The 26,563-nt window shown below is 59.6% G+C and carries 22 protein-coding genes and 3 pseudogenes; 12 read left to right on the top strand and 13 right to left on the bottom strand.

What is annotated here, in order from left to right:
* Positions 1 to 478: 478 nt before the first annotated feature.
* The gene (locus HUG12_RS04775) at positions 479 to 1,885 is read right to left on the bottom strand and encodes a sugar transferase (protein WP_179267668.1); all 1,407 of its coding nucleotides are present in this window, start codon (positions 1,883 to 1,885) and stop codon (positions 479 to 481) included.
* A 303-nt stretch (positions 1,886 to 2,188) separates the two neighbouring features.
* On the opposite strand from HUG12_RS04775, the gene HUG12_RS04770 reads away from it, so the two are divergent.
* The 7 genes and pseudogenes from HUG12_RS04770 (at position 2,189) to HUG12_RS04740 (ending at position 6,563) form a co-directional block, all read left to right on the top strand.
* On the top strand, positions 2,189 to 2,698 hold the full coding sequence (locus tag HUG12_RS04770; protein WP_179267667.1) for an SWIM zinc finger family protein: 510 nt from the start codon (positions 2,189 to 2,191) through the stop codon (positions 2,696 to 2,698).
* A 68-nt stretch (positions 2,699 to 2,766) separates the two neighbouring features.
* A complete protein-coding gene (locus HUG12_RS04765) occupies positions 2,767 to 3,705 on the top strand; it encodes a transcription initiation factor IIB (protein WP_179267666.1) in 939 nt (312 codons plus the stop codon).
* A gap of 216 nt (positions 3,706 to 3,921) precedes the next feature.
* The gene (locus tag HUG12_RS04760) at positions 3,922 to 4,293 is read left to right on the top strand and encodes a winged helix-turn-helix domain-containing protein (RefSeq protein ID WP_179267665.1); all 372 of its coding nucleotides are present in this window, start codon (positions 3,922 to 3,924) and stop codon (positions 4,291 to 4,293) included.
* Positions 4,290 to 4,640: a type II toxin-antitoxin system PemK/MazF family toxin gene (locus HUG12_RS04755; RefSeq protein ID WP_179267664.1), complete on the top strand. Its 351-nt coding sequence runs from the start codon at positions 4,290 to 4,292 to the stop codon at positions 4,638 to 4,640. The genes HUG12_RS04760 and HUG12_RS04755 overlap by 4 nt, the downstream gene beginning before the upstream one ends.
* Positions 4,641 to 4,838: 198 nt before the next feature.
* Positions 4,839 to 5,711: pseudogene (locus tag HUG12_RS04750) on the top strand (ArdC-like ssDNA-binding domain-containing protein).
* A 129-nt stretch (positions 5,712 to 5,840) separates the two neighbouring features.
* Entirely contained in the window at positions 5,841 to 5,981 is a 141-nt protein-coding gene (locus tag HUG12_RS04745) for a hypothetical protein (protein WP_179267663.1), read from the top strand.
* Positions 5,982 to 6,125: 144 nt separating this feature from the next.
* Positions 6,126 to 6,563 carry a response regulator gene (locus HUG12_RS04740; protein ID WP_179267662.1) on the top strand — a complete coding sequence of 146 codons (438 nt, stop codon included), beginning with the start codon at positions 6,126 to 6,128 and terminating at the stop codon, positions 6,561 to 6,563.
* Positions 6,564 to 7,636: 1,073 nt separating this feature from the next.
* On the opposite strand, the gene HUG12_RS04735 is transcribed toward HUG12_RS04740, so the two are convergent.
* Complete coding sequence (locus HUG12_RS04735; RefSeq protein WP_179267661.1) at positions 7,637 to 8,227, bottom strand: hypothetical protein; 591 nt, start codon at positions 8,225 to 8,227, stop codon at positions 7,637 to 7,639.
* Positions 8,228 to 8,863: 636 nt separating this feature from the next.
* Here HUG12_RS04735 and HUG12_RS04730 point away from each other — a divergent pair.
* From HUG12_RS04730 to HUG12_RS04720, 3 genes are all read left to right on the top strand, one after another.
* Positions 8,864 to 10,309: a lamin tail domain-containing protein gene (locus HUG12_RS04730; RefSeq protein ID WP_179267660.1), complete on the top strand. Its 1,446-nt coding sequence runs from the start codon at positions 8,864 to 8,866 to the stop codon at positions 10,307 to 10,309.
* Positions 10,306 to 10,617, top strand: a complete 312-nt coding sequence (locus HUG12_RS04725) for a DUF3006 domain-containing protein (protein ID WP_179267659.1) — start codon at positions 10,306 to 10,308, stop codon at positions 10,615 to 10,617. Before HUG12_RS04730 ends, HUG12_RS04725 begins: the two co-directional genes overlap by 4 nt.
* 197 nt (positions 10,618 to 10,814) lie before the next feature.
* Positions 10,815 to 11,426: a hypothetical protein gene (locus tag HUG12_RS04720; RefSeq protein ID WP_179267658.1), complete on the top strand. Its 612-nt coding sequence runs from the start codon at positions 10,815 to 10,817 to the stop codon at positions 11,424 to 11,426.
* Positions 11,427 to 12,046: 620 nt separating this feature from the next.
* Here the strand turns inward: HUG12_RS04720 and HUG12_RS04715 are convergent.
* The 4 genes and pseudogenes from HUG12_RS04715 to HUG12_RS04700 form a co-directional block, all read right to left on the bottom strand.
* Positions 12,047 to 12,847: a hypothetical protein gene (locus HUG12_RS04715; RefSeq protein ID WP_179267657.1), complete on the bottom strand. Its 801-nt coding sequence runs from the start codon at positions 12,845 to 12,847 to the stop codon at positions 12,047 to 12,049.
* A gap of 189 nt (positions 12,848 to 13,036) precedes the next feature.
* Positions 13,037 to 13,258 carry a hypothetical protein gene (locus HUG12_RS04710; protein ID WP_179267656.1) on the bottom strand — a complete coding sequence of 74 codons (222 nt, stop codon included), beginning with the start codon at positions 13,256 to 13,258 and terminating at the stop codon, positions 13,037 to 13,039.
* Positions 13,259 to 13,475: 217 nt separating this feature from the next.
* The gene (locus tag HUG12_RS04705; RefSeq protein WP_179267655.1) at positions 13,476 to 14,246 is read right to left on the bottom strand and encodes a hypothetical protein; all 771 of its coding nucleotides are present in this window, start codon (positions 14,244 to 14,246) and stop codon (positions 13,476 to 13,478) included.
* Between the two features lie 679 nt (positions 14,247 to 14,925).
* Positions 14,926 to 15,045: pseudogene (locus HUG12_RS04700) on the bottom strand (maltose acetyltransferase domain-containing protein); the annotation flags it as partial.
* Between the two features lie 186 nt (positions 15,046 to 15,231).
* On the opposite strand from HUG12_RS04700, the gene HUG12_RS04695 reads away from it, so the two are divergent.
* Positions 15,232 to 16,347 carry an alanine racemase gene (locus HUG12_RS04695; protein ID WP_179267654.1) on the top strand — a complete coding sequence of 372 codons (1,116 nt, stop codon included), beginning with the start codon at positions 15,232 to 15,234 and terminating at the stop codon, positions 16,345 to 16,347.
* Between the two features lie 69 nt (positions 16,348 to 16,416).
* On the opposite strand, the gene HUG12_RS04690 is transcribed toward HUG12_RS04695, so the two are convergent.
* From HUG12_RS04690 to HUG12_RS04660, 7 genes and pseudogenes are all read right to left on the bottom strand, one after another.
* Positions 16,417 to 16,779, bottom strand: a complete 363-nt coding sequence (locus HUG12_RS04690) for an asparaginase domain-containing protein (protein ID WP_179267653.1) — start codon at positions 16,777 to 16,779, stop codon at positions 16,417 to 16,419.
* 334 nt (positions 16,780 to 17,113) lie between these two features.
* Positions 17,114 to 19,162: a VirB4 family type IV secretion system protein gene (locus HUG12_RS04685; RefSeq protein WP_394354282.1), complete on the bottom strand. Its 2,049-nt coding sequence runs from the start codon at positions 19,160 to 19,162 to the stop codon at positions 17,114 to 17,116.
* Between the two features lie 16 nt (positions 19,163 to 19,178).
* Positions 19,179 to 20,296 (bottom strand): annotated as a pseudogene (locus HUG12_RS04680) (hypothetical protein).
* Between the two features lie 9 nt (positions 20,297 to 20,305).
* Positions 20,306 to 21,445, bottom strand: coding sequence for a hypothetical protein (locus tag HUG12_RS04675; protein ID WP_179267652.1), 1,140 nt, complete (start codon positions 21,443 to 21,445; stop codon positions 20,306 to 20,308).
* 2 nt (positions 21,446 to 21,447) lie between these two features.
* Entirely contained in the window at positions 21,448 to 22,263 is an 816-nt protein-coding gene (locus HUG12_RS04670) for a hypothetical protein (RefSeq protein ID WP_179267651.1), read from the bottom strand.
* Positions 22,260 to 23,990 carry a hypothetical protein gene (locus tag HUG12_RS04665; RefSeq protein ID WP_218836398.1) on the bottom strand — a complete coding sequence of 577 codons (1,731 nt, stop codon included), beginning with the start codon at positions 23,988 to 23,990 and terminating at the stop codon, positions 22,260 to 22,262. Before HUG12_RS04665 ends, HUG12_RS04670 begins: the two co-directional genes overlap by 4 nt.
* 30 nt (positions 23,991 to 24,020) lie before the next feature.
* Positions 24,021 to 24,434 carry a hypothetical protein gene (locus tag HUG12_RS04660; RefSeq protein ID WP_179267650.1) on the bottom strand — a complete coding sequence of 138 codons (414 nt, stop codon included), beginning with the start codon at positions 24,432 to 24,434 and terminating at the stop codon, positions 24,021 to 24,023.
* 631 nt (positions 24,435 to 25,065) lie between these two features.
* Between HUG12_RS04660 and HUG12_RS04655 the strand changes: the two genes are divergently transcribed.
* A complete protein-coding gene (locus HUG12_RS04655; RefSeq protein WP_246308139.1) occupies positions 25,066 to 26,481 on the top strand; it encodes a glycerate kinase type-2 family protein in 1,416 nt (471 codons plus the stop codon).
* Positions 26,482 to 26,563: the final 82 nt, after the last annotated feature.

The following is a 26,563-nucleotide window of genomic DNA, read 5'->3' as shown; positions in this document are numbered from 1 at the left end:
CGACGCTCATCCAGACATCAGTCTGCGTCACTCGGTAGACGACGACATCGGCGACTGCCTCCAATACGTCTCTGCGTCGCGCACCTCACACAGAACGTTACGGTCTCTCGTACAGATCGGCAACCGCACGATGTCGAGATGTGCCTCCTAATATGGATTTTGTGAACTAACCTTGGGTTTCGTTCTGAGATACTTTGCTTGATCCGACTGGAGAACAAGGTTGTTATGAATATGATGCGGTTGTCTTCTATACTTCATTTCCCACGAAATGGTTGCCGATGGCACCTGTTAGCGTCGGCAACAAAGATATAATATTGAACAGCCAAGATCAACTTCAGAGACCCCCTTGGTTGATCGTTGGCCCGGGCATTGGGACACCGGTAGGTCGCGTGTTCTCTGCAACCGGATATTTCCATGCAATCATGACTGACCACATTGGAGTCAGAATACTTATAGGTAAGTTGGGATTATATTCGGATCAACTACGTGCTATAGATGTCACCTCTTCCATTATCTGCCAGACCTGTCGCAGGACCATCTTCACATCATATCCGAACGACTGCCGTCGAACGTACTCCAGATCTAGCCGCAACTTTTCCGCCGGATCCGTACTCTTCGCACCTTCAACCTGGGCCAGCCCCGTCAATCCGGGCTTCACGAACCACCGCTTGCGCCACATCTCTGATTCGTCCTCCAGCAGCATTTCCTCATTAGTCCACACCGCTCGCGGACCCACTACGCTCATGTCCCCCCGTAGAATCGACCACAGTTGTGGAATCTCGTCGAGGTGCGTCCGACGCAACGTCTGCCCGATGTCGGTGATCCGATTGTTCTTTGCATCCTCGACAGGCGTTGATGACTCCCCCTTGGGCACCATGGACCGGAACTTGTACACGTCGAACGTCTCCCCGAACACGGCAGTCCGCTCTTGCTCGTACAGCACTGGCCCACCATCGTCCACCTTAATCCCAACAGCGATTATCAATGCGACAGGAGCCAACACAACCAGCCCGACGACCGAGAACACTACGTCGAATGCACGCTTCACCATGTAGTCTTGTACGTCCCAGGGCTCCACTTCGACGTCCACCAGCGTCCCAGCGGCATTCCCGGACGTCAACACCGAATCCGCATGGTTGCGGTGAACCTTCGCCGCAACACCGTGCTCGTAACACGCGTCGAGTGCACCGAAGAACTCCGCGCGGTCTGCGTGCTCGAACGCAAGCACTACAGTATTGATATCGTATTCAACGAGAACGTCTTCAATCCGAGACAGCCCCCCCAACCTCGTCAACCCTACGAAGGTCTCTCCACCATCGGCCATCGCCAGCACCTCCTTGGAATCGACACTACCCGACTCGAATGATTTCGTTGGGCAGAGGTACCCCAGTAACGGGATCTCCACCTCCCGTGCCACCTGTTGGATCAGTTTGGGATCATCACCCACCACGATGGCCCGCTCCTGGCCTTCAGTAGGTCGACGACGAATCCACGCGAACCATGCCGGCAATGCCACGAACAATATCGGCGTTACCAGTAATACGGTCAGCCTCGGCAGCCGGTACGTATAATCGAAGTAGCCGACCGTCGCCAGAGCGAACATCGCCAGCAACACCCGTTTCTGGGAGAGCGCGATGACGTCCAGAATCCGCCGTGGGCGTGGCTTGTACAACGGCAAAAATGCGAGCACGAACACGACGACGGTCGTCAGGATCTCGAGTGTGAACTCCGCCGCTCCTGGTGGATCGGGCGAGAGTCGCGAGAGGACTGGCACCGTATCGGCAAGCGACTGGACGCTCGCGTTGTTGACGAGCGCCACGGCGACTGCCGAGAACACGGCGACGCCGAGGACCGCGAACAGTCGATATCGCCACCCCCCGTTCATCGTCAAAGTTGTGTTACATGGTCGGGGTTAAGTCCTGCGTATTTGCCTTCGAACGAAGTCATGTCACCCGTGCTAAACGGAATCACTACCCCTCCGTCGCGAAAGTTGACCTCCTCGATGGACGTTCCTTCACTGAGAAAGTAGTCAACCCACGCTTCTCTCCCACCACGAGGAACGGAATCCGATTCAAACGCGCAGACGAATACGAGTGGTCACCCGCCTGCGATTAAGGCTGGATAGCGACGGGGAGTTTATCTGCCCCCCGAGGGTGCGGGGCGACTCAGTCGCCCTCGCAGTCCCGATATGCCAGCACATCCACTTGCCCGTCTAGATGTATCGACGTTTGTCCTCAAACGTGCCCAGTACGAGGCGTTCGAATTCGAACTCCGGGAAGGCACACTCCTCGTTAGAAATGGCAGCTACACCGACCCCGAGAATCACGAGTACCGGGTCACCGTGACAGACGGACTTCCCACTCACTGTGAGTGCCCAGCAGACAGGAAGTACGAGGGCGCCTGCAAACACCGGGTCGCGGTCGCCATCAGAACGCCCGTTCTCGAGGCAGCGATTCACGCACAGCTCGCCGCTGACGGCTCTGGGTCATCCAACCAGCCGCTCTCCGAGGAGCAGTATCTTGCGGAGAAGGACACACAACACTCTCCGGACGCCAGTGATGAGCCCGTCGACTCCGATGAGGCCTCTCGGGACGGCATCGACGAAGAGGAGTATCCCTGCGAGTGCGACGACCTGACTGACGACTTCCCCTGCTGGAATTGCGTCCTCGCAGGTCGCCGCTCCGTCCCCGGCCAGTAACGTCCGCAGCAGATTTTGTCAGCCCCCAAGGGGTGCGGGGCAGCCGAGATTGCCTCGCGTGATCGACAATGGCTCTGCGAGACGTCTACGAAACAGGCTTCGACGAAGAGACCGATTACCACCTCGCCGCGACGTGTCCCGAGTGCGACGGCACCGTACTCGCGGACGCCGGCGAGCGCCACTGCACCGACTGCGGACTCGTCATCACCGACCAGCGGCTCGACCGTGGGCCGGAGTGGCGCTCGTTCGACGATGACGACACGGCGCCCAGGCGAACGGGCGCTCCGTTAACTGAGACCAGACACGACCGCGGGCTCTCGACCGAGATCGGCTACGGCCTGGCCGACTCAGACAGGAGCCTCTCGAGTGAGAAGAAAGCGCAGGTTCGGCGGCTCCGTCGCGAACACAATCGCGCCAGGTTCGGGTCAAAGGCTGAGCGGAATCTCGCGCACGCCTGCGGAGAGATCACCAGGATGACAAGCGCGCTCGATCTGCCCGAGTCAGTGAGAGAGCGGGCAGCCGCGATCTACCGCGAGGCGATGCAGGAGAACCTCATCCGTGGCCGGGCGATCGAGACCATCGCCGCGGGCTGTGTCTATGCGGCCTGTCGCTGCGATGGAATCACGCGGACGACCGACGAGGTCGCGGCGGTCGCCCAAAGTGATGAATCCAAGGTGACGCTGGGGTACCGAGTCCTAAATCAGGAACTGGGACTCGATGCAGCACCACGACATCCGCCCGCGCTCGTCCCGCGGCTCGTGTCTGCGGTCGATGCCTCCAGCGCGGTCGGGCGTCGTGCTCGGCGGCTCGCAGACGTCGCGGTCGAGGCTGGGATCGCGAACGGCCGAGATCCGAACGGCGTCGCGGCGGCCTGTGTGTATGTTGCGGGGAAGGAGATGGGTAAACGGATTACGCAAGCGGAACTCGGCGACGCAGCCGACGTAACGCCGGTGACGGTTCGAGAACGGCGGAACGAACTGCAGAACGCACAGAGCGGCTGCAAATGAACACTCGGAAACGCAGGACGGGGCAACTGGTAGCAATACGAACCCCAGCACGATTGGTATGCAGAGTAGCTGCTGCATGGACGGACACTCCGAGAGGGGCTCGAATTGAGGAACGATTTTCCAGTGATTCTATGACGGTGCGGGGCCGGAAGACATGAAAATCTACTACGGCACAAACAGCCAAATATACATACTTCCAAACACCTAGTGTTCTTCATGCCAATCGACATCGAGACGTTCGATCACCGCTCTGCGTCCGCCGCTGGCGAGACCCATGCACAGCAGATCGTCCGGTTCCTCGCCCGAAACGATGACAGTGCATTCGAACGCCGAGAGATTGCTGAAGCAACGGGGATCGATCCGAATTCAGTCAGCGCAGTCCTGTCCCGACTCAAGGAACGGGGGCTGGTGCGACACAAGCCCCCATATTGGGCGATCGGTGATCGGGAGCGAATAGCGACCGCGTCAGACTTCAGTCGAAGTCTCGAGGCCCTAAACGAACAGTTGGGAGCCGAGGAAATGGACGAGTGGCGCTCTGCAGGCGCGGATACATCCAATTCTTCTGACGATGAATCGGCGGACGAATGACGGCGTACGAACGAGGCGACGTCATCGAGGCAAGCGATCCGTTCACGGAACGAAATCCATCTCGGCCGTTCTTGATCGTCAATTCGACTGCCCACCCGTTCTCGCCCGAGCAGTACGTCGCACTCACCCTCACGACGAAAACGTGGCACAGTGAGACGCTTCCACTCCCGGCTGACGCGTTTATAGAGGGCAGTGTCCCCGACCAGAGCTTCATCGTCCCGTGGGGCGTCGTTTCACCGGCTCACGACGATATCGACGACTGGTTCGGGCGGGTCGAGCAGGAGACGGTCGACAGAGCTGTCGACCAATTGTACAACTACTTGACCGAGTCAGGTACCCACGACTGAATTGTGAATTTCCTCCTTGTTTCTATGTGAGCAAGGAACGTAGTCGAATCAAGTCTACCGAGTGAGCGCACGGAACTGTTTTTCTGCTCCCTGAGGGGTGCGGAGCGAGTCGACATGACAGGTACAGCCAATGATGAGTCTGTCTCGACCAGCGAAGAACAGGCATCGTTCGACGACCCGGACGGCCGGGATGACGAGATGCACAGCATGATCGAACAGTGGGCACGCGAGCTCGTAGACGGCGTTACCGACGCGAGAGCGAGCGATGCATTCGACGCATGGGTCGACGTCCAGAGTCGATTCCACGACTACTCACATCGGAACACGCTCCTCATCACGCTCCAGTGTCCGGACGCGACCCGCGTCGCGGGCTACCGGACGTGGCAGGAAGAGTTCGACAGACAGGTCCAGGAGGGCGAATCCGCGATCTGAATCTGGGCGCCCATCATCACGGCGCGCTGTCCCGAGTGCGAGAACTCCCCGTCGTATCACGATGCGAGCGACTGTGAATACGACGAGACCGGCCCCGAGAAGTGGGACGAGGGACTCGTCGGGTTTCGCCCCGTCCCCGTGTTCGACATCTCCCAGACCGAGGGTGAACCGCTTCCCGACCTGGAGACGGCGGCGACAGGGAATGCAGCGGAGTTGGTCCCAGCGCTACTCAAAACTGCCTCTGAGCTCTCCATCGACGTCGACATCGTTTCACCAGCGGCGTGGTCACACGGTGAAGCCAAGGGTGTCTGTACGTACGCAGCTGGCGAAACCGAGCGGGCAAACGTCGAGGTCCATGACCGCGAGAACAGGGCCGACCTGGCCGTGACGATCATCCACGAGTACGCACACGCCGAACTTCACGGTGGCATCGATGAGAGAGCCAACCGGGCGAAACGTGAACTCGAAGCCGAGGCGGTCGCGGCGATCATCGGCCGCCATTTCGGTCTCGATACGAGCGGGTCCGAGTTCTATCTGGCTGCCTGGCACGGTGAGGATCCTGAGGCGATACTCGACCGACTCGATCGAATCAGTCGGACGACAGCGACGCTCATCGAGGCTGTGGACGTAACCAAATAACACCGGCTGTGATCCCAACAGGTGCGCGACCGGGGGCGAAATCCCAATCTCAGTAGTATTTAAATAATCCGCGATTGCAAGACGGGGTCTAATGGAGAAGTGGTCAGTACCCAAACCTACGTGAGTACCATGACGTATCAAGTCACCTGTCCGGTGTGTGGGCACCACGACGATATCGAGGATCTGGACGACGTGCTCGACCGGCAAGCCGAGCACCAGGAAGAGTATGGTGACCATCACATCTTCGAGTTCGTGCTGATCCCGGCGTAGGTGTGGTCCGTGTTCGAGGGGTGCCGGTCGATCGCTCAGCTCACATTATGCATTACGCGCTCGGTGTGGGAGGAACCAGACCTGCTGTGGATACCTAGCAGTTATAGCCCTCTGCCCCAAACGCAGTTCGATTACGGAACGCCGATGACAGACGCTATCGATATTCTACTTGTCGAACCGAATCCCGGCGATACACGGCTGTTTACCGAACAGTTCCGAGAGGCGAAAATCATGAACACGATTCACACCGTCACGGATGGGGAGTCTGCGCTCGACTTCGTGAACCAGCGAGGGGAGTACGCGGATGTTCCCCGTCCCAACATTATCCTCCTTGACCCGAAATTACCCGGCATCAGCGGGCTGGATGTGTTGTCGACGTTGAACAATGAGCCTGCGCTGAGCGACATTCCCGTCCTCGTCCTCACGAGCTCGGACTCGGGAGAAGCGATCGTGAAATCGCATGGCCTGGACGCGGACACCTACATCCGGAAGCCCGTCGAGCCCGAAGATTTCGTCTCGTTCGTGCAGTCGGTCGAGGAGTTCTGGCTCGCAATCGTCCAGCGCCATCAGTCAAACGAGTGACCACCCGCGTAAAGTGTAGGCTTGCAACTGTACGTTCAACTAGTAACGATCGAATCAGTGTAGGCAGAGCGTCACACTCGGTGAGCGACCAGTCGAGATCCAGTAATCGGTACGCCTCGTAGCCGATGACGAACAGCGTGACCAGTCTACTGCCGTAGAGCAGTGGCGATAACTGTGGTACGATTGTGACGAATACCGCCACCTGTATGCCGTGAGACGGCAGGAGGATATTCCGCCTCCAACGTCGGTTCGCATCCGTACAGGCTCCGCGCCTGGGTTTAAAATATGTACTTGATTTCCTTGGAAATACCGTCTTTTGTCAACATGGGTAGCCCGGCCAATAAGTAGACCTCCTCATCGGATATTTCAGGCTGAATTGTATCTGACGGCCAGGGCTTCAATAAAGCCTTCTCGTTCTGGTGGGCTCATTCGCTAGGTACAGTCGACACAGTTGCCGGACCCTTTGAGCGGCCGCGGGCATACACCCCCAGGTCCCGATTGACGCAAATCACAGGGGCCCTCGATACGATACCGACGAGTGAAGCGGGTGGACTCCAAACTCAGGGGGCAATCGGGTCGGAAACTGCCGAAGTACAGTATGGGAGGACCCCGCTCGAGTTGGAGGAGGCTCGTGGGGACGTCAGGGCCAATTACGACGTCGACACAAACCGCGGGGTGGAAAGGGACACCACAGTTCTGAGTATCTGACGGAAGACAGGTGGTACGTGATGCTGGCCTGGGGTTAGCAGGCCAGCTGAGAGGGAGGCCAGGCCGGCATGACCGAGGGTCACTCCGGCTCGCCCACTCTCCCAGATTTCACGCCTCCAGATTAAGAAATCCGGTGTGACAGGTGTGACTGTCAAACACGCCTCTTTCACGATTCTCTTACGACACGCACCAGCTTGGCACACTATGGTGCATGACGCTCGGCGGTGGCGAGCGAGCGACGGTTCGATACTGCGAGTTTCGGGAAATCGGCCTGATGTACACTGTCTTCAACGTTGAACAACGCAGCGAAACCCTACGATTCTGACGCCATAGCGCGTTTTCAAATGAGCAGGTCAGTATGTCGCTCACTCGTCATTCGTCTCTTCGGGTGCTGCCCGCTCGAAGAGACGGTATTCCGACGGGAGGTGCTGGTCGACCCACTCGTCTTCAGTTTCTAATACGTAGGTCAAGACCACGATGAAGCCGAACGTGAACCCGAGTCCGAGCAGGAAGCCAGGCCCGAAGACGCTGATGACTGCCACGATGAGTCCCGCATCGGCGAAGGTCACCGAGTCAGCGCCGAGTGGATCGGCCGGGACACGCTGGAAGAGGGCGAATGGGAGGAGATACACCCCCGTCAGGAGACTCACGAGCGGGTAGAGCCAGTAATTGCGGAGTGGTCCGCCCTTCCCGAGCATGAACGCGATACTGAACCAGACGTAGCAAGCGATAGTCGCCGCTCGAAGGCCCGCGAGGCGAACTGAGGCCGCACCCGGGTGGGACGAGACGAGCAGCGTCAGGTCCACAGCGACCAGCTGGAGCCAGAGGGTGTAGACGGCGCTGAACACCCCGATTCCGATTACGACTGTTGCCGCGTGACCGATGACCGTCTGGTCGGTGAACGACCAGAAGGCCGGACCGCGGTGCCATGGAAGCTCATCGGGTGATTGAGACATGAGTCGGTGTTATCTCTCCGCTTGGTTCGCCTGTTCGAGTTCGTTTACCGCGTCCTCACACAGCCGGACGTACTCGGCTCGGGGACGGTCAGAGAGGCCGGTTCCCTGACTTTCGGTCAGCGTCCGGAGGAGCGCTTCGAACTGGTTGATGACAGATATATTCTTGCTATCACCGACTTCAATTTACCGTTGCCGTTTCTCTGTTCGACTATGTCGATGATTCGTGAGAGTTGCCGCTGAATCCCACTGAGGCTACTTTTGAATTTGTCGACGAGCCCCACGTCTAGACGTTCGGTCGTCGTGGTGGGACATTGCGTCCTCCAGTTCCCGTAGCTCGATTTCTAACTCGATAATTCGGTCTGTTTTTATGTTCGAGTGTGGTTTCGAGCTCTGTCACCTGCTCGAACAACAGCCAGTTCTTTCCTCGAGGTACGCACGATTCCGGCTGGTGTCACGATGAGGAGTGGCAGATACAGGATCCAAATAGGCATCGGACTCGCTCACCTGTTCTCGTAGCCGAGGATCCCGTCGTTCGCAGGCCTCCTTAGCGGCTGTCTCCCGTGATAATGTGTCTGAAGGATGCAATTTGAACAGCGCTAACTCAACCGTTTTCCCCTCTCCCACAGAGGATGGAACATGCTCGGTCGACGAGGAGGGCTCATCGTCGCGATCGTGGTGCTCGTGGCGTTGAGTGGCTGTGCTGGTGGTCTCGGAGCCGGACCGACTAGCGAGACCCCTACTGACGCTTCGACACAGACGCCGGCGTCTGATCCACCACAGCTCCAGGGCGATGAGAACGGGACGCTCGAAGTCCACTACATCAACGTCGGCCAGGGGGCGAGTACGGTCCTCATCACGCCTGACGGCGAGACGATGCTGATCGATTCGGGCGACTGGCGCGATGACGGCGAGTACGTGTTAACCGCGCTGAACAGGCTCGGAATCGACCGCATCGATCACCTGGTCACTTCTCACGCCGACGCTGACCACATCGGTGGCCATGCGGCGATCATCAACCACTATGAGACCGAGCGGGACGGCATCGGCGCAGTGTACGACCCCGGCATCACGTCGAGTTCCCAGACATACGCTGACTACCTCGATGCGATCGAGGAACACGAGGTGCCGCTCTATGAAACGAGGGAAGGCGATTCGCTGCCACTCGATGGCGTGAACGCCACGGTGCTCGGCCCGCCGGAACCGTACCTCGCTGGCGAGGACAGGAACGAGAACAGCCTCGTCCTCTACGTGCAACACGGCGAGACGAGCTTCCTGTTCCCCGGTGACGCGGAAGCCGAACATGAAGCACACATCGCCGAAACGTACGGCGACCGGCTGAACGTGACCGTCCTGCAAGCCGGCCACCACGGGAGCAGTTCCAGTACGGGGGAGGAACTGCTCGATGCGACGTCGCCACAGATAGCGGTCATCTCGAGCGCGTTCGACTCCCAGTATGACCACCCCCACACCGAGACGCTCGAACGGCTTGCCGACCGCGAGATTCCGACGCTCTGGACCGCGACCCACGGTACTGTCGCAGTCCGATCGAACGGGACAGCAGTCGAGGTATGGACCCAGCAGGCAGCACCGACGACCGCGACTGACCTCCGGGACGGATCACCAATCGAGCCAGGCAGTGACGCACAACTCGAACTGCAGCTGACGGTCGGTGGCGCACTCGCTGACGGTGGAATCGACACCACTGAGACGCCGACCACCGAGACGACGACACCCCCGGATTCCCAGAGCGAGTCGCTTTCACTCGTCGACGTCCACGCAGATGCAGCGGGGAACGACAACGAGAACCTGAACGACGAGTACGTCGTCTTCGAGAACACGGGCGATGACCCGCTGGACCTCTCAGGCTGGCAAGTCGCTGACGCGGCGGATCACACCTATACCGTCCCCGACGGCTTCACGCTGGAGCCGGGTGAGCGAGTGACCCTCTATTCCGGTAGCGGTACGAACACTGATTCGGAACTGTACTGGGGTGCAGAACGTGCCATCTGGAATAATGGCGGAGATACGGTGGTCGTTACCCATTCGGACGGTCGACTCGTACTCGAGGAGGACTACCAATGAGTGAAACCGAGCTGACGGCGACATTAGATCGCTTCGAGGAACTCGAGGATGGGGAGGAGATGGCAGTGCTTCTGATCGAATCGGACGGTGAGGTAGTCGACGAGGAAGTCGTCCCCAGCTCTCGACTCCCAAAGGAGGGACGGCAGCAAGATGCCGTGTTCACCGTCACAGTCGTCGACGGCGATCCGGAGGAGTTCACCTACGAACCCGACGCGACCGCAGAACGGGCTGCGTCCGCATCGAATCGCTTCGACCGACTTTCGACCCGGCTCTCGGATGGAGACGACGCAGACGAGGACACGACTTGACATCTATTGATATCTTGAATCGGTGATAGTATGAGTAGGATCCGCTGGATAGCGTTCGTATATTCAGCACGATGCCCCCGAAGACATCGGTGCAGCGTTCATGCTAATCTGTTAACCGCCGTAGATCCGATCGTGCAATCGAGGCCATCCGGCTGAAGGTCGATTACCGCATACCGGCCCGGGGCGCCGTCGTCGTCGTGGGAGGCGATGTTCAGTACCGCCCCGAACGGCCGGTCTTCGCGCTGGCCGCCGAACTGGTGGCAGTGCCCACAGATCGTCAGCGATGGTTCGACCGTCTCGACGAACTCGCGCACTGCGTGGGAGCCGATGTGGCGTTGGCCGAACCGCTGGCCGATATCCAAGACCCCGGGCGGTGGCGTGTGGGTCACGAGGACGGGCTGGCCATTGGCTGCCCGGTCAAGTTGGGTCTGGAGGTGCGCGCGGATGTCGGCTTCGGAATACGTCGTGAATCCCGGGTCTCCGTCGAGACTTCCCTCTTGGCCGAGGAACACGACGTGTTCGTACGCGTAGGGGGCCTAGTGCAGGTTGTGTACTGTCTCGGGAGCGGTCACCTCGGTCGTGACCGGCTCGCGGTCGTCGTTGCCAGCGACGACCAACGCGATGCCGGCTGTGGTGTGCTCAGCGAGTTCGGCGAGGTGGTTGGTTTCGCCGGCGATGAACCGACTGGGATCGTCGCCGGCGAGACGAGCAGGTCGAGTTCCGCCTGTTCGGAGACGATCGTGTACAGGTCTTCGATGGGCTGCACCCGCCAGTCGGAGACGGCAAGGGTGCGCATTGACATTCGCTAGCAAGGGTGCATCGTTAAGCCTGTATCGGGAACGCTACCAGGAGGTGCTAGCAAGTCGTGCTTGCTTCGGGACTGGATTCGAGTTTAAATCGACGATGTGGGATGTCGGTCCACGTATTGATCGATGTAGGAGCTACCACTCAGTCCTCCCAATTACACCGCGAGCAACGCGCGTACTCTTTGGATAGATTAGTAACTGCGGTTCCTCCCGTTTCTAAATCCTTCAGTCGGACTACTACGGGTGTCTCGATTGCTGCTCCGCAATCGGGCCTGAATGGATTTTCCTCGGTTCCGATTTGATGATAGAATCTCCGTGGAGATTGTGGTGATTTCATCGAGATGACTACGTGGTCGTCAGAGGACAGGTTCACTGAGAAATCGGGCATGTTACCATACATCAAACCAATGATGGATACATCTTCTTATTCAGCAGGCCAACCTTGACAATATCTCAGGAGGATGCGAGCCACCCCGAAAGTTATTCTACTTGAACTTAGCTTTCACAGATCCGTCTTCGCGTTTACAACCGTCTGCGGGACCATCTCGTTCGGGTGTTACGTGCTCAACTCGCTGCTCCGTCGGCATGCGTCGTGATAATGAGGTCGACCGGTGGATCCGACCTCAGTTGTAGAGGTAGTCGTTGAACTTGTACTGGTAGGCATCGTCGCGGAGCGACTGCCAGGCGTACGAGTTCCAGTCGATCGACTCGACGGTGCTCATGTCGATGACGATCTTCGTCGAGACGGCGTCACCGTTGTTCGTCGGGACGTAGGCATAGATTGCGACCGCAGTCACGTTCTCTGCATTCGTGTCGGCCATCGCCTCCAGCGTTGCGACCGCCACTTGGCCGGCTCGGTGCTCCGCATCGTCCTCCAGGTTCCCGAACCCGTCGACGAAGAGGTCGTACCGGAGTTCGATCAGGTAGCCATCCCGGCCGTCGTAGCCATCGAGCGTGTCCACTTCACGAACGCCGTCTCGGTAGTCCGAGTCGGACGCCTGGTAACCCTCGATCAGGGCGTTCTCCGCTCGCTCTTTGTCCGAGTCCGGCATCGGCGTCGCTGTCGCCGTCGACGTCGGCTCGTCAATCGGGGCCGGCGTGTCGGTCGTTGCACCTGGCTCCTCCGCGTCGACGCCGGCGTCCCCCTGGCCCGGGGCGTCACCACCAGGGAGAGCAGCGCTGACGAGTCCGACGAGGACGAGACAGAGCACGCAGGCGACGACCCCCGAGACCACACCGCCGCCTGCCGAAATCCCTGGCACGCCCGACAGCGATGTCGCAATCCCGCCATAATCTCGCCAGAAGACGATGAACGGTAAGAGCATTACCCAGAGTGGTATCGTGACGAAATAGCCGATAGCGACCGCGGCGTTCCGACCTGTTTCCCCCGTTCGCATGAGGGGGAATTTTTGGGCTAGTGACATTCTTCCCACAAAATCGTCAGTCCTATAAGATAATTATTCGACCACTACGCGGTCGTGAGGACGAGACTGACACTGATGACGAAGACGAGTAAGAGCCTGCCGAGTGCCAGCGGCCACGGCACGGTGAGAGAAAGCGCGGAATACCTGAACATACACGTCGCCCCAGGTGCCGAAAAATAAAACCCTGCGTTACCCCCACGCTCCTAATTCTGGCTTCTCGTACAGCGACGGCGCCTCCCAGACGTCTTCGCTCTCACTTAGGACGCCAAGCAGCCGGACCCAGTAGGGAATCGTCGTCTGGAAGTAGCCCTCGCGCCAGTACACCTCCGTCTGGAAATCCTCGCCCGCGTAGACGATCCCCTCGGTCGTCTCTCGGGCCCGCAACTCCCGATCGGCGTGCTCGCGAACCATCTCGGTGAACTGGTCCTCTGCTTAGGAGCAAGCCGTCGCCATCACTGCGCCCTGATTAACAGAGTAGCTAATGATGGATATCTTCCCCACTATTCATTCCGATTTTATATTTTATTATTGATATAGCTCCCGCAAAGAGTAATGCGAAAATGCTCACAAGGAGAACTCCAATAAACGCGCCCACCACTATACTGATGAAAAACCAAAAGATCGGCATCTACTCGTCCTCAGTCGGTCGCTGAGAAATCCTATTCTTCATTGACTCGACTTGAAGTTGTACGGATGAGTGTGCGCCCTCTGTGTCCGTTGTGAGGGAGCGCTTGAGTTTCGCAGCAGAATGCCAGGTGGCCAGCGTATGGAAACTGAGCATCACGCACACAACGAAGATGATCAAAGACACGTCGAACACCCACCCTCTGAACCCATTCCTGGAGCCGACAACCAAGATGTTCGTAATCATCGATCCCGGACCAAGTATCGAGATGGCTATACTCCGAATCACGCGCTCGAGGAGTTGAAATGCATTCCACACAATGTAAATGATACTCCAGGAAGATACGCCGACATCCCACAGTTCGGATAATGTGTCTGTACTGAAATATCGCTGCCCAATATTCCGGAGAACTATCTTCACACCGGATTTGAGGGTAAGGAACGCTAGATACAGAATCCCAACAACGAGAAGAATAAGGCGAGTCAACCCAGTCGCCTGGGTGCTGAGGACCGGCGTGTAACTGAGGACTCCGAGTCCGACGAGATACAGGGAGCCTGTCAATCCATACGAACTGGGAGCTCTCCGCCGAACAACCAAGGCTGCCAGGAACGCGCCACTGAACATCGCCATAACGAGAGGAACAACCAACGCAAAGAGGACCGTAACGACCAGACCCACACCAATTGCCAAGAGGGCCCCTGTATGTGTACTCCTGATCCTTGACTCCCTGGCTTCCTTTGAGGAAGTTGCTTCGGTCGGTGGTTTTGGCGCCATACAACAATTCACCTCGCCGTTCCTTCGATCTTGTTTCCAAATACTGCCAACGCTATGTGAGGGCGTACAGTCGGAATCATATACTAGTCAATATGTTAACCACTCCTGTATACCGTATAGTTAGTATCCATCTACCAGTCGCGTATTACCCACGAATTGATCTGTAGATGTATCAGAATTTCAACTGAGATTCGCAAGCCCAACCACGCAGAAGCGACTGTTGAACAAGGAAACCGAGGGACGGCTACGTAAAACGCCGATTCGCAGTTTTTTGTTATCCAACGGCGTTCTCAGCGGGTTCGCCTTGATTTCAAGACACTGGTGGCTATCACTGAACTGGTACGAATAGGAGGCGATTCGGGCGGTCAAGAGCGTGATCTCGACATTCAACTTCCATGAACCCCGGCGGGAGCGCGTCGGTCCGGACAAATACGGTCGCGGTCGAAGCTGGATCGTTGGCGTAGCGCGCGTACCTGCCAGCCGCCTGAGCCGTGTGGTTCTCCCGCATCGACGCGAGGATCCCAGCCATATTCTTGGCCTCTTCGCCCCGGCCGCCCGCTTGTCAGTATCGGTCGCGACAGTCCGAATCGCCGGGACACCTATCCCTGTCTCACTCCGGGCACTCAGTCCGTTTCACCTCCGCCTCGCAGTTGAGCTCGGCGAGCAGGTTGACGATGTAGTCGTCAGGGTCCATACAGCCCTCGACGAGCCCTCGCGCTCGCTCCCGTTCGGCCACGAGTTCAAGATCGTCAGCGTCGTATAACTCCCCGTTCAGCATCTTCTCCTTCTCGCTTTGCATGGCTACGGATAGCCTATCGACCCCGATATGGATTCTGGGCCCCGTCCAGGTAGATTATCCCTTCACTCAAAAGTCGATTCGGTGGGTCGTTGCCGAAGCGAATCTTCTCACATCTTTGTGTGTACCTTCAGTTTATTACTTCAAGGGAGCCTCCTTCGGACTATGTCTATTTGGACGACTGACGAGATGGGGCCGACACTCTATCAACCGGTCGAGGACCTCGAAACCCCGGCCTTGCTCGTCGACATCGATGCGATGGAGCGCAACATCGATGAATACGCGACGTTCGCCGACGAGAGCGACGTATCGCTCCGTTCGCACGTCAAGACGCACAAGAACGCCGAACTCGCGGCACTCGAAGACGAGATGACTGATGGTGGTGGGATCTGCTGTCAAACACTGGGCGAGGTTGAAACGATGGCGCGAAACGGAATCGACGACATCTACCTGTCGTATCAGGTCATCGGTGACCGGAAACTCGACCGGTTCTGCTGGCTCTCGCAGAAGGTCGAGAAGCTGGCGACGACAGTCGACTCGGACGCGACGATAGACCTCCTCCAAGACGCCGCTCACGACCACGAAACGACGGCCGACGTCATCCTCGAGATCGACGTGGGATTGCACAGGACTGGCGTCGGTCCTGGCCCTGCGGCCGTAGCCCTCGCCGAACGGGTCGACGAGGCGGCCAATCTCGAGTTCGACGGCATCCTCGCGTACGAGTCGCACGTGAAAGCCGAAGCCGAGACCGAATCGGAGTTCGACAAGCTGTGCTGGGAGGCTATGGAACTGGCCCAGGACGTGGTCGAGGACATCGAGGCCGCTGGAATCTCCGTAGACGAGGTGAAGGTCGGCGGGACAGCGACGTCAGGGTACAGTGGCAAGCATCCGGTGGTCACCGAAATCAACCCAGGAATGTATCCCTTCAACGACGTCGGCGAACTCGAACTCCGGCCGTGGGAGGTGTCGAAGGACGACTGTGCAGCGACGGTCGTCACGACGGTTATCTCGGTGCCGGACGACGATCGACTCGTCGTCGACGGGGGCAGCAAAACGTTCTCGTTGGACAAACCCCAAATGCCGGTCCCCAAGAACCGCGACGACATCGAATACGTCAACGCCAGCGAGGAACACGGGTGGATTGACACCAGTGACTCAGACGAGTCGTTCGCAGTCGGCGACCGACTGGAGTTCATCGTCCCGCACGTCTGCACGACGATCAACCTCCACGACCTCATCATCGGCATCCGAAACGACCGGGTCGAAGAGCTCTGGGAGGTGCAGGCGAGAGGGAAGGTCCGTTAACAGCAACGAAAGAATTCGGGCTGGTCGGCACCGAATCGTCAATCTCGTCCGGGTCGGTCGAACACGGTCTCAAGCCCGCAGCTCGCGAGAGCCACAATCGTCGCGATACTCGTCTGGTGTCGGTCCGCCGTAACAGAGATCGACGAAGTACGCGACTTCTTCAAGGACGTCAGTGCCGACTGTCACGACGATCCCGGTGAGGTCGTCATTGCGACTATATTCCTGAACGACTTCCGTGAGCGACGACATTTGTTCGATGGTAAGGTAGGCGCTCGGCACGTTCGCGAACTCGCACGTCTCGATTGGAGGACCTCGATCGAGAACCGGTAGGGAATCGACTAGATACGAGCCCTCAAGCTCGGGGGTCGCTCCCGTCCCTTCGTCACTGATAGACGAAATCGTGCCCCCCGTGGAGATGATAGCGACGGTCATACCGCGTCAGAACCCTCCCGGCGAGCAATAGGTGCGGGGAGATCCGTTGACTGGTCGGCGAGGACCCCTGTATCGAACGATTCCAACGCTCACGCTTTGAGCAGGTACTGTGCGAGATACGCACCCTGTATTCAGCACGGTTCTACCAACACCATCGTCAGCTGATAGAAGCAGCCGCGTTAGGTTCGCACACCTGCTTAGCGACTGTTTCGCCACTGGCAGCCTGAAACGAACGACTACTGACTACTGCATGCCCGCTCTGTAGTCAGCACGCCATTTACTATCACATTCTGGGAGTCTCTACAGAGCCAACAAAACCGACGTGCTGTGTGTTCTACTTGGTCCCTCTTTGGTGAATCGGCGCTGTGCCATCCTGAAGGACGGACTGCTCATCTACACGGTCCGTCGTCGGATCGAAGTCGATGACCTCCGCCTCACGTGGTAACGCCCTGACCTCGATCCCGCGCCATTCACCATCCACGCCAACGAGCGCTTCCGAGTATCCCGTCCGGTCGTTTCCCGGTACGGCGTCCTGCACGAACCGCATTTGCGCATAGTTCAGGCCGAACTCGTTGGCCCACTCCTCGTCCATGCCGTCGAGGCGGTGGAACTGCTTGATCGCACACTGATCGAGGATGGCCTCGGATTCTGGGTGGTGGAAGAACTCGTCGACGGTCTGGGTCACGAGGCGGATCGAGAGATCGTGATGGCGGTGGTGTCTGAACACCGTTTCGAGGAAGGAGAGGCTCGCCGTATCCTGCATGACGTATCGCGCCTCGTCGATCGTGAAGACGATCTCCTTCCCGGTTTCTTTCGCCCGTTCGTACACGAGCGAGATGAGCAACTGCATCAGGAGGCTCGTGCTTCCACCGACGTTTCCCTCCTGTTGCGCGAGATCGAGATAGATGAGTCCCTCGTCGCGAATGTCGAACTCGGTCGGCCGGCCGAGGTTTTCGAAGCGCCCACCCTCCGCGAACGGACGTAGCTGGTCGATGAGCCACGTCGCGTCCGTCCGGAGTTTTTCTGCCTCCTCTGGCGTCCGGACGACGTATGATTCCGGCTCGTCCACCAGCGCCTCGAGAATATCGAGGACTTCCCGCAGCGTCGGGCTCTCTCGACTATGTGTGGCGATGTCGTCGGTAATCCCCTGCTCCCGGTACGCCTGGTCGATGGCGAGTTCGAGCGTCGTCCGTCGGTCACCGAGTTCAACCCCCCGGAGCGCGAAGTAGTTCGTAAGGAAGCTCAGGACGCTCGCCTTCTTCTCGGTGAACGGGCTGGCGTCCTCGCCCATCGCCCGCTGGACGTGCTCGGGCGTCGGCTTGAGCTCCAGGGGATTCAACCCCATCGTCCCACCGACCGTGATGCGGCGAGCGCCGAGCGCTTCAGCGACGCCAGCCCAGTTGTTCAGCGGTTCGAGGATGATCCCGAGCCGATTCGGCGACTGCGCGATCGATCGAAGGAACTGCTGTTTCGCACCGAAGGACTTCCCCGACCCGGGATCACCGACGGTGAACTTGGCGTAGCCGTTCTCCCGGGCGAACGGATCGATGACGAGCGGGCTGTTCGTGTGCCGGTGCGTCCCTACCTCGACCCCACCGGGTTCGAGAATCGTTGGCGTATGCGGTGAGGCCAGCAACGCCCCGACAGCCCCACCGAGCGCGACTGCCTCCCTGCCGAACGAATTGTCCCCCAGCGGTGCAGCCGCCCGAATCGCCAGGTCTTGCTTGCAGATAGCCGTCTTCGGGGTGAGATTCGCGGGTGTGTCACGGAGTCGGCGCCGCACTGTGCGGACGTCTTCGCGGAGGGCCTCTGTCGTGTCGGCACGCACGGTGACGAACATCGCCTGGCCGAACACCCGCTGACCGTTCTCGACGGCCGTGTACGTCTCTGCCGCCTCGTTGGCGCGGTCCTGGAGGTATCGGCCCCGGACGCTTCGTTCGAGGTCTGCGTCAACCTGGAGGTCGTCAGCGACCGTCCGGAGTTCCTCGCGTGCTCGCTCCTGATTCTTCGGTGTAATGTGAACCGTGCAATCGAACTGGACGTCAGTGAGCGTGAACAGTTCGTTGAGATAGCCGTCAGCGGGATAGTCGGGCCAGTCAGCCACGTAGAGCGTGGTCGTCCACTGCTCGCCGACACGGGCAGCCCGCGTCCCCCACTCGATAGCGGCCGGGGCGAGGGCGCGCTGCTGGCGCTCGGAAATCGCAGTCAGGACTGCTCGGTCGGCCGGGGCATCCTGCAAGACGGACTCGTCGAACACCGCGTTCGGATCGAACCCGTTAGCCTGCCCGCGGCGCTGCCACCACGTTGCAAGCAGCACCCCGAGAAGGAGCCCACCCACGACGAGTGCGAGGTCCGTCAGTGACCATGCAGCGGATGCCTGCATCGGGACGAGTCGTGGGTCAGCCATTGGAATCACCCCGAGCGCGGTGGTCGACGGCTGATTCTTGCCCGATGACCGCTGCCGCCTCGCCGTATGCGTGGGGCTCACCGTTCCAGAAGTCCATCGCGAGCAGGAACAGGTCGGGCGTGTCGAGTCGCCGCGCCGACCAGCCCGCCGTGCTACTCACGAGTTCGGTTTCGACCGTCCGACAGCGCCGGTCCAGGTGCTCGAACTGCTTCGCCCGAAGTTCGGCCTCCGTGAACCGTTCGCGTCGCGTGACGAAGGGCGTGAAGAGGAGGCCGAGCAGGGGAATCCTGCTGAGCCGTTCGGCGGGCGATCGCTCGTCACGGTCCCGGTTGTACACCTCGAACGGCGCCACCTCGACGCCGAGATAGTACTGGATCTGCTGAGTGTCGGCCAACTGCTCGGGTCGCCGGTCGCGATACTCTTCGAGCAGGTCTCGAAACACGGCGTTGTCTGTGACGTCTTCGTCCGTCAGTCGGTCCTCGATCTGGTCGACGAGCCGGGTGACGGGGAACGGCCGCGTCGTCGTGTGGAGCGTCAGCGGGAAGTCGAGTTCGTTGTTCGCAAACGTCTCGGCAGTCGCCTGCCGAGTCGCCCAGTCACCGGACATGGCGAAATCCATGTTCGCGGGCTCGATCGCAAGCATCGCGACCATCGTCCCGTCATCCCGCTCGATCGCGCTCGCGCCAGGCCACGCTCGTTCGAGGTGGGTGAGCTCCTGGGTGCGCTCTGCGGGTGTGAACGGGCGGTACTGAACGATCCCTCCATCAGTTCGATGAAGAGCCTCGTCTGTCCCCGCTGACTCGCCAGCCGGTGCGGCGAAGGTGATGTGAGGCCGGCCCAGGTAGTAGCGTGCGACGTCACCGAGCCACGTCGACGCGGGGAGGTGTGACGGCGACGCGACGACGGTCGTCACGCTTGCGAGAAGTCAAGCAACACGAGCGGGAGAACGAGCACGTCGATGCCCGTGAGGCCACCGAGCAAGAGCCCGGCCGTGGGAAAGCCGATGAGGACGTAAACATCTCCCTCGCGCACGTTGATGATCGGGAGGCGACTCTCCTCGCCGATGGCGTCCATGATACGGCGGGTCGCAGCAGTGTGATCGTCGGTCATATTTTGTGGTCAGTAGTAGCCGGGGTCATTCTCGGTACGGCGATACGACGGGACGCCCTGCTGGCCGTAGGCGTCGGTGACGACGTTGTCCTGGCTCGTTCCCCCAGTCGAGCCGCCACTGGGCCGACTCTGAGAGTTGGTCGATCCACCGGCGACTCGCTGGGCCATGGCGTGCCCGGCGGCCGCTTTCGGTCCCCATTTTGCGGCAGTCGAGGCGACGTATGGACCTGCGACAGCGCCCGCAGTGACGACTGCACCGGCTGTTACTGCAGCACCGGTAACGGAGCCGATGACCGATGCAGTCATCGGCGAGGCGTACTTGAACAGCTTCCAGACGACGAGGACTGCCAGGATTGGGAGCGACGCCGCGAGCAGGTAACTGAGGAAGGCGCTCTCGGGTGCAAGCGGAGCGCCCGTCCCCTCGCTGAACAGGAGTCCGTACGCCTTGAACAGGATCGCGACCGGTAACGGCATGATCGCGAGGGGGACGAACTTGAGGCTGAGTGCCTGTGCGATTCGTGAGACGACCGGGAGGTTTCCGAACGCCAGCGCGATCGCGAGTGGCATCCCATAGAGATAGACGTACAGGAGGATCTTACGGATGAACAAGAGCGCCTGCAGGACCCACATCGCGATGCCACCGAGTCCAGCGAGAGACAGGGCGAGCGCGGGGTTAGCGATCGAGACTTCCATGAAAGCCAGCATCGCGGTCGTCACGACCGCGACATCAGGAATCAGCGCGATGGTAAATCCATCAACGAGGTAGAGTGCCAGCACGCCAATCCAGTACCACGTAACGATGAGGAACGCACCAGTCCACGCTGTTCGTTTGGTTTTCTGTGCCTCATACCCGCTCCCAACATTGAAAATCCGAACCGTATGCCGACCCTGGACACAAACCACTAACAGAAGTAGCGCGAGGAGGAGGATTTCACCACCAACTAACGCGTCGTGGAGTGCAATCCATGGCTCATTGGTCGGAGTACCGAATACGAACGTATCTCGAGTTTCGGGCGTTGGCGTCCCCAGAAGTAACTCAGATAGCGTATTGTACCCAGTCGTGATTCCGTTACTAAACCACTTAGTAATTTGATTAACTGCGTCTTCGAACCATTTGAGCCCAACGTCGGTGAGTGAGACTCCCTGCATTACTATGACTGAGCCACTGTGATGTCACAGTCGAAGTCGTCATTCCCTCGATAGCTGACATCGTAGTCGGCCGTTGAGCCACTATCGGAGAGCTGTGTAGTGAGTTCAACCGCGACCTGACCGTCCACTGGACCATCTTCACAGGAGATATTCCCACCGGCCGGGGAGAAGGGTTGTGAGTTGCTGAATAGCGTAACTTCCGTTCCCGTTCCGATGAGTATTCGTTCTCGATTTCCGCCGATATCACTCTCGGTATCGTATATTCCGCTCTCCTCGAAATTCTCGCGTGTGGGGAACGGAACGTCGCCATCGAACCGGAGGGCCGTCACAGCATCAGGTCCCGTCCCCCGGTTTTCCAGCGAGACGATGACTTCCGAGCGAATCGCCTGTTCGGTCGCCCCCTCGTACATCTCATCTGGGTGGTTCCGACCGAGTTTCAGATCGACGATCTGAACGTCGGGACGGATGTCGATGGACGATTCACCAACCGTTTCTCCGTCAGCCGACGCATGAATCTCGTAGGAACCGGGGGTGTAGGACGTGCCGAGCTCAACTGTTTCTCGCCGCACACCCGGTGAGAGAGACCGGGTCGCGAACGCCTCACCATTCGGGGAGACGACAGTCAACTCGTCGATGCTCGCATCCTCGCGCACCTCCACGACCAGATGCAGGTCGGCCACCGAGACGGCACGGATCGGATTCGACCCCTCCCCTGCCGGATTTCCCGAGCCAGTACAACCAGCAAGTGGAAGGAGTGTACTCCCTACAATCGTTCCAAGGACGGTTCGTCTGCGGACGTGTACCGCTGCGTCAGTCATTTGTATTGGTATTCGTCGTATTTCAGGAATTTTCCGATGCGGATGCCACCGTAGAGGGCCGTCACGAAGGGAATCGACCACCAGACGACCTCATCGAGGAAAGCGACCCAGCCAGCGACGGTGAGCAGCGGGTGCCAAGAGACGCTCGCCGTCGAACCGACGTACGCTGGATCGTGCGACAGCCACGACCCCGGATGATACCGGACGCTGTAGCTTCCCGGCTCGCGAACCTGCACAGTCGCCGTCCCGTCAGGGTTCGTCTCTACCCGCTCACCGTTCACAGTGATGTATCCCGTACGCCTCTCGCCGTCAGCCGGAACGGCCACGGGATCTGCACCCTGCGTGTCGGTGAGCGATATGGGGTCACCCGTGGTCGCGTCCGTCAGTTCGATTCGAAGCGTCGCACCCGATGCCGACTGATTCTCGAGTTCGACGCTGAGCTCGCTCTCACGGAGTGGCCGCACCCGCTCGTCATCCGGGATGGTGACCGTGGTGTTGACACCGCGAACGATCCCCTGGACGTGCACGCCCTCGAGGGTACGCTCGTCGGTCCGCAATGCTAACCCGTAGGACTGGGTGTAGGGCTGCTCGACGACGTCGACCGTCACGTTCTCGGGGAGTTCGATCGCCGGTGATTCACTCTCGGTTCCCCAGACGTCGAGGATCGTCGGCCCGTCCCTGACGGGCTCTGCCCGCGGCCCGATCTCGGATGGGTACGCGTGGACGAACACCGGCCGTGCGTCCGACCGGACCCGTTCGGATCCATCGCTCCTCGAGTGGACGAGTTCGTCCCAGCCAGTATCGCGAGCCGTGTAGTAGCGCCACACCCCTCGCACTCGAGCATCGCCATCCCCACGCAGGCTGTAACCGTGCCAGGGTTGGCGCTGATACAGCGCGATTCCAGTATCTCCGTTCGGATACCGTGCCGTGAACTGTTCGACCGTTGGCCCGTACACCCGAACTGGAATCGACTCGGAGACAGTCACCTCGTCGACCGTGGTCTCAGAGTCCGAGTCAGTCCCACCAGTAGCAGGGCTACCTTGAGCAAGCCTCACGCGGATGTCGGCTTCGATGGTGAGATTTGTTCGGCCAGTCTCGTTCGTTTCGTACGCGAGGACCGGAGTCTGCGACCCGTTGGTAACGGTGAGGACGTCACCTCCCAGCAATAGGCGGACTTCGCTCACTTCGTGCCGGAGGCTCGCCCCCGAGTCGGGATCAACATCAACGGATTCGTTCTCGAGTGGCCGAACGCGATAGTCGACGAGGCCTCGCACCGTCCCGGTCGGTGCAATGTACAGTGGGGAGTCGTCCGGCTCCCGATGAACCGTCGTGGATGGATGGGCAGCGAACAGCGATGCATGCGCGTCCGCGATCACCACCGAGTCGGTGAGCGTCGCGTTCGGCGGGTGGACTGACGTGTTCCCGTCCCCAGGTTCGAGCTCCTCGAAATCGTGCACACTCCACCTCGCCGCGGTCGATGGTGGCCGCTTGAACGTGAGATCGGTGCAGTTCGCGAGCTCCCGGATGGCCGCGGTCTCCGAGCCAACGCCGTCTCCAGTCTGGATGCCCTCGGGACAGGTATCGGGATCGTTCGACCAGAGCGTCGCCGTCTCGTTTTCGTCCAGCGGGTGCTCACTCGAGGTCGACTGAACGGGGACGATTATGGTCGTGAGCCCGATGACGACGACGCTCACAACGAGAAGGTGCATGAGGATCCGCGTGGACACGGGACGACTCACGAATCTCTCCTCGAGTAGTTACCACGGGACCAAGTCGATACACCCGGCCAGCGGAAGGTTCATCATCGACCCGGCGACGGTGTACAGCGGCCCGAGGACAACCAGGATGACGGCTGACTTGAGCGCCGTCCGTTTGTGTCGCTTGATCCCCTCGCGCTGCTCCCGGTGAAGCGTGAACATCTCCACGAGCGAGTCGGCTTGCCAGACGACGACCAGCCCCATCAATCCGATAGCGGTGGTGAGCCGGAAGAACCCCGAGATCATCTCGGGGAGGCGGTCGGCCGCACAGACGGCGTTTTGCTGTGCCGTCGCTGGTTCGACTGCAACGAGACAGCAGATGAGAATCCAGGCGGCTACGCGCGAGCGGACTCGCGGCGGTCGGGTGTCGGTTTCAGCTGCAGGACTGTTGATCGGGTGTTCTTCGGAGGCCATGATCAAACGGTGGCGATGGAGTAACGGAATCGAGTCCAACTCGAGAGTGTCGATCGCTCCCAACGTAGCCGACACGGACTGTTCCCTGTCCCCCCATCAGTAGGTGCAACAGGACTACTATGATATATGAGTATTGGAGAGGATCAGGAAATAAGCGCCAGAAGACATGATATTTCACTCGAAGCCGGGACATATTCGATGGTCCTCAGGAATAGACCTCATATGAAATGGAAACGTTGTAAAATCAAATTCAGAATACAGATCCGTAGGGAAGCGGATCGGTTCGGTCGAAATCGACGTCGTAGCGGGATGATCTCAGCCCCCGGTTTGACATTGTACATCTGCTCACGACTCGTGTTCTGATCGGCACCCGGAAGCTGTTAGTATTTATTTCGGCGATTTCTTCACGGCACGAAGCAGATCGGAAGGAAATCTCGCGACCAGCATGTCCAATCTGAGGACCGCCAGCCTACACGCGAAGCGGTGTCCCGAATGTAGAACTCAAATCGCATGAGGGTCAAGGAGTACCCGCGCCAGATAGATAAGATATATGGTAATTATATCAATTTATTTGTTCTCATATATATTTCTGAGCCGCTCTGAATCTGTTCCATGGGGGATTGTCCGAAGGTTGCAACCGACGAAACTCACCCGAGTCGACCGCACTCCACCACGCCGCTTATTTATCGTAACCGCTATCGATAGCCGTATGTTTCCGAACCGGGACCACATCGCGAGGACGCCGGTACGTGAGGTCGCGTTGGGCTGCGTCGAGGCAGGAATTCGCGCAGCTCACCCGGAAACGGTCTTCGCGGAGCGTGTCGAGGTTCGGGACGACGTGCTCTACGTCGACGGCGCTCGGTTCGACCTCTCGGCGTATGAGGACGTGTACGTCGTCGGCGGTGGGAACGTCGCCGGTCACGTCGCGGCGGAGTTAGAGCGATTACTCGGCGACCGCATCACCGCCGGCGTCGTCGTCACGGATGACCCGGTCGACACGGACAGCATCGACGTCGTGGAGGGAGATTACCCCGTTCCGAGCGAACGGTGCATGCTCGGGACGAGACGGGTGCTCCAGTTAGCGGAGGAAGCAACCGCGGATGATCTGGTGCTGACCGCGCTTTCGGGCGGTGGAAGCCCACTGCTGTCGGCACCCGTCCCAGACATCTCGCTGTCGGACCTCCAGACCGTCACCGAGGACCTGTTCGCGAACGGTGTGAGCGACAAGCACGTCAACGTCGTTCGGAAACATCTCTCCGCCGTCAAGGGCGGAAAGCTCGCGCGTGCGGCCGCGCCGGCGGCGATCGTGACGCTCCTGTTCAGCGACGTCGTGAGCCAGAAGCGGACCGCCGTCGCGTCCGGCCCGACGCTCCCGGACGAGTCGACGTACGCCGATGCCCTCGAGATCTTCGACCGATACGGCATCTCGCCTCCAACGCGGGTGAAACACCACCTCGAGCGCGGCCGGAGCGGCGCGATCCCGGAGACGCCGACGGCCGAGGCGGATGCGTTCGACCGGGCGTCGTGTATCACGATCGCGGACGGGATGACCGCGCTGCGTGGCGCCCAAGCGAAAGCCGAGTCGCTCGGGTTCGAGTCGCTCATCCTCACGACGCGGTTACGGGGCCGAGCACAGGAGTCGGTGAAACCCCTCGTCGGAATCGGCGAGGAGTGTTACTTCTCCGGGACGCCCGTCGAACCACCGGCCGTCCTCCTCGCGGCCGGCCAGACCTCGATCCCGACGTTCGGATCGATGAAGCAGGGGCCGAATCAGGAGTTCGCGCTCAGTGGCGCCGTCGAATTCCACGAGACACTCGGCGCTGCCGCTGCCCTCGCCAGCGTTGCGACGGACGGCGTCGACGGACACGCCGAGTGCTCGGGCGCGGTCGTCGACCACACGTCCGCCGAACCGATGAGCGATGCCTGGGACGCTCTCAACACGAATCGCATCTCCCAGCAACTCTCCAGGAACGGCGACCGCGTCCCGAGCGTCCCGACCGGAACGAACGTCAACGACCTCCACGTGCTCGTGATTCAGGACGAGTGAGCGATATATTTATCTAGAATAATAGGTCTAATACTGATACATTCCCATGTGGGCGGTCGAGCAAGCCCGTCGGGACACGCCT

Source organism: Halorarum salinum, assembly GCF_013402875.1.
GTDB classification, from domain to species: domain Archaea; phylum Halobacteriota; class Halobacteria; order Halobacteriales; family Haloferacaceae; genus Halorarum; species Halorarum salinum.
The sequence above is the reverse complement of the archived record's forward strand: the minus strand, read 5'-3'. Positions and strand labels throughout refer to the sequence as shown.

Coding starts and splice junctions, on each gene's coding strand:
- HUG12_RS04675 (WP_179267652.1), bottom strand. CDS start 21,445: ATGCAGGGAGTCTCACTCACCGACGTTGGGCTCAAATGGTTCGAAGAC.
- HUG12_RS04690 (WP_179267653.1), bottom strand. CDS start 16,779: ATGACCGTCGCTATCATCTCCACGGGGGGCACGATTTCGTCTATCAGT.
- HUG12_RS04740 (WP_179267662.1), top strand. CDS start 6,126: ATGACAGACGCTATCGATATTCTACTTGTCGAACCGAATCCCGGCGAT.
- HUG12_RS04730 (WP_179267660.1), top strand. CDS start 8,864: ATGCTCGGTCGACGAGGAGGGCTCATCGTCGCGATCGTGGTGCTCGTG.
- HUG12_RS04755 (WP_179267664.1), top strand. CDS start 4,290: ATGACGGCGTACGAACGAGGCGACGTCATCGAGGCAAGCGATCCGTTC.
- HUG12_RS04715 (WP_179267657.1), bottom strand. CDS start 12,847: ATGTCACTAGCCCAAAAATTCCCCCTCATGCGAACGGGGGAAACAGGT.
- HUG12_RS04745 (WP_179267663.1), top strand. CDS start 5,841: ATGACGTATCAAGTCACCTGTCCGGTGTGTGGGCACCACGACGATATC.
- HUG12_RS04760 (WP_179267665.1), top strand. CDS start 3,922: ATGCCAATCGACATCGAGACGTTCGATCACCGCTCTGCGTCCGCCGCT.
- HUG12_RS04765 (WP_179267666.1), top strand. CDS start 2,767: ATGGCTCTGCGAGACGTCTACGAAACAGGCTTCGACGAAGAGACCGAT.
- HUG12_RS04670 (WP_179267651.1), bottom strand. CDS start 22,263: ATGACTGACGCAGCGGTACACGTCCGCAGACGAACCGTCCTTGGAACG.
- HUG12_RS04685 (WP_394354282.1), bottom strand. CDS start 19,162: ATGCAGGCATCCGCTGCATGGTCACTGACGGACCTCGCACTCGTCGTG.
- HUG12_RS04710 (WP_179267656.1), bottom strand. CDS start 13,258: ATGGTTCGCGAGCACGCCGATCGGGAGTTGCGGGCCCGAGAGACGACC.
- HUG12_RS04695 (WP_179267654.1), top strand. CDS start 15,232: ATGGGGCCGACACTCTATCAACCGGTCGAGGACCTCGAAACCCCGGCC.
- HUG12_RS04660 (WP_179267650.1), bottom strand. CDS start 24,434: ATGGCCTCCGAAGAACACCCGATCAACAGTCCTGCAGCTGAAACCGAC.
- HUG12_RS04770 (WP_179267667.1), top strand. CDS start 2,189: ATGCCAGCACATCCACTTGCCCGTCTAGATGTATCGACGTTTGTCCTC.
- HUG12_RS04705 (WP_179267655.1), bottom strand. CDS start 14,246: ATGGCGCCAAAACCACCGACCGAAGCAACTTCCTCAAAGGAAGCCAGG.
- HUG12_RS04725 (WP_179267659.1), top strand. CDS start 10,306: ATGAGTGAAACCGAGCTGACGGCGACATTAGATCGCTTCGAGGAACTC.
- HUG12_RS04775 (WP_179267668.1), bottom strand. CDS start 1,885: ATGAACGGGGGGTGGCGATATCGACTGTTCGCGGTCCTCGGCGTCGCC.
- HUG12_RS04735 (WP_179267661.1), bottom strand. CDS start 8,227: ATGTCTCAATCACCCGATGAGCTTCCATGGCACCGCGGTCCGGCCTTC.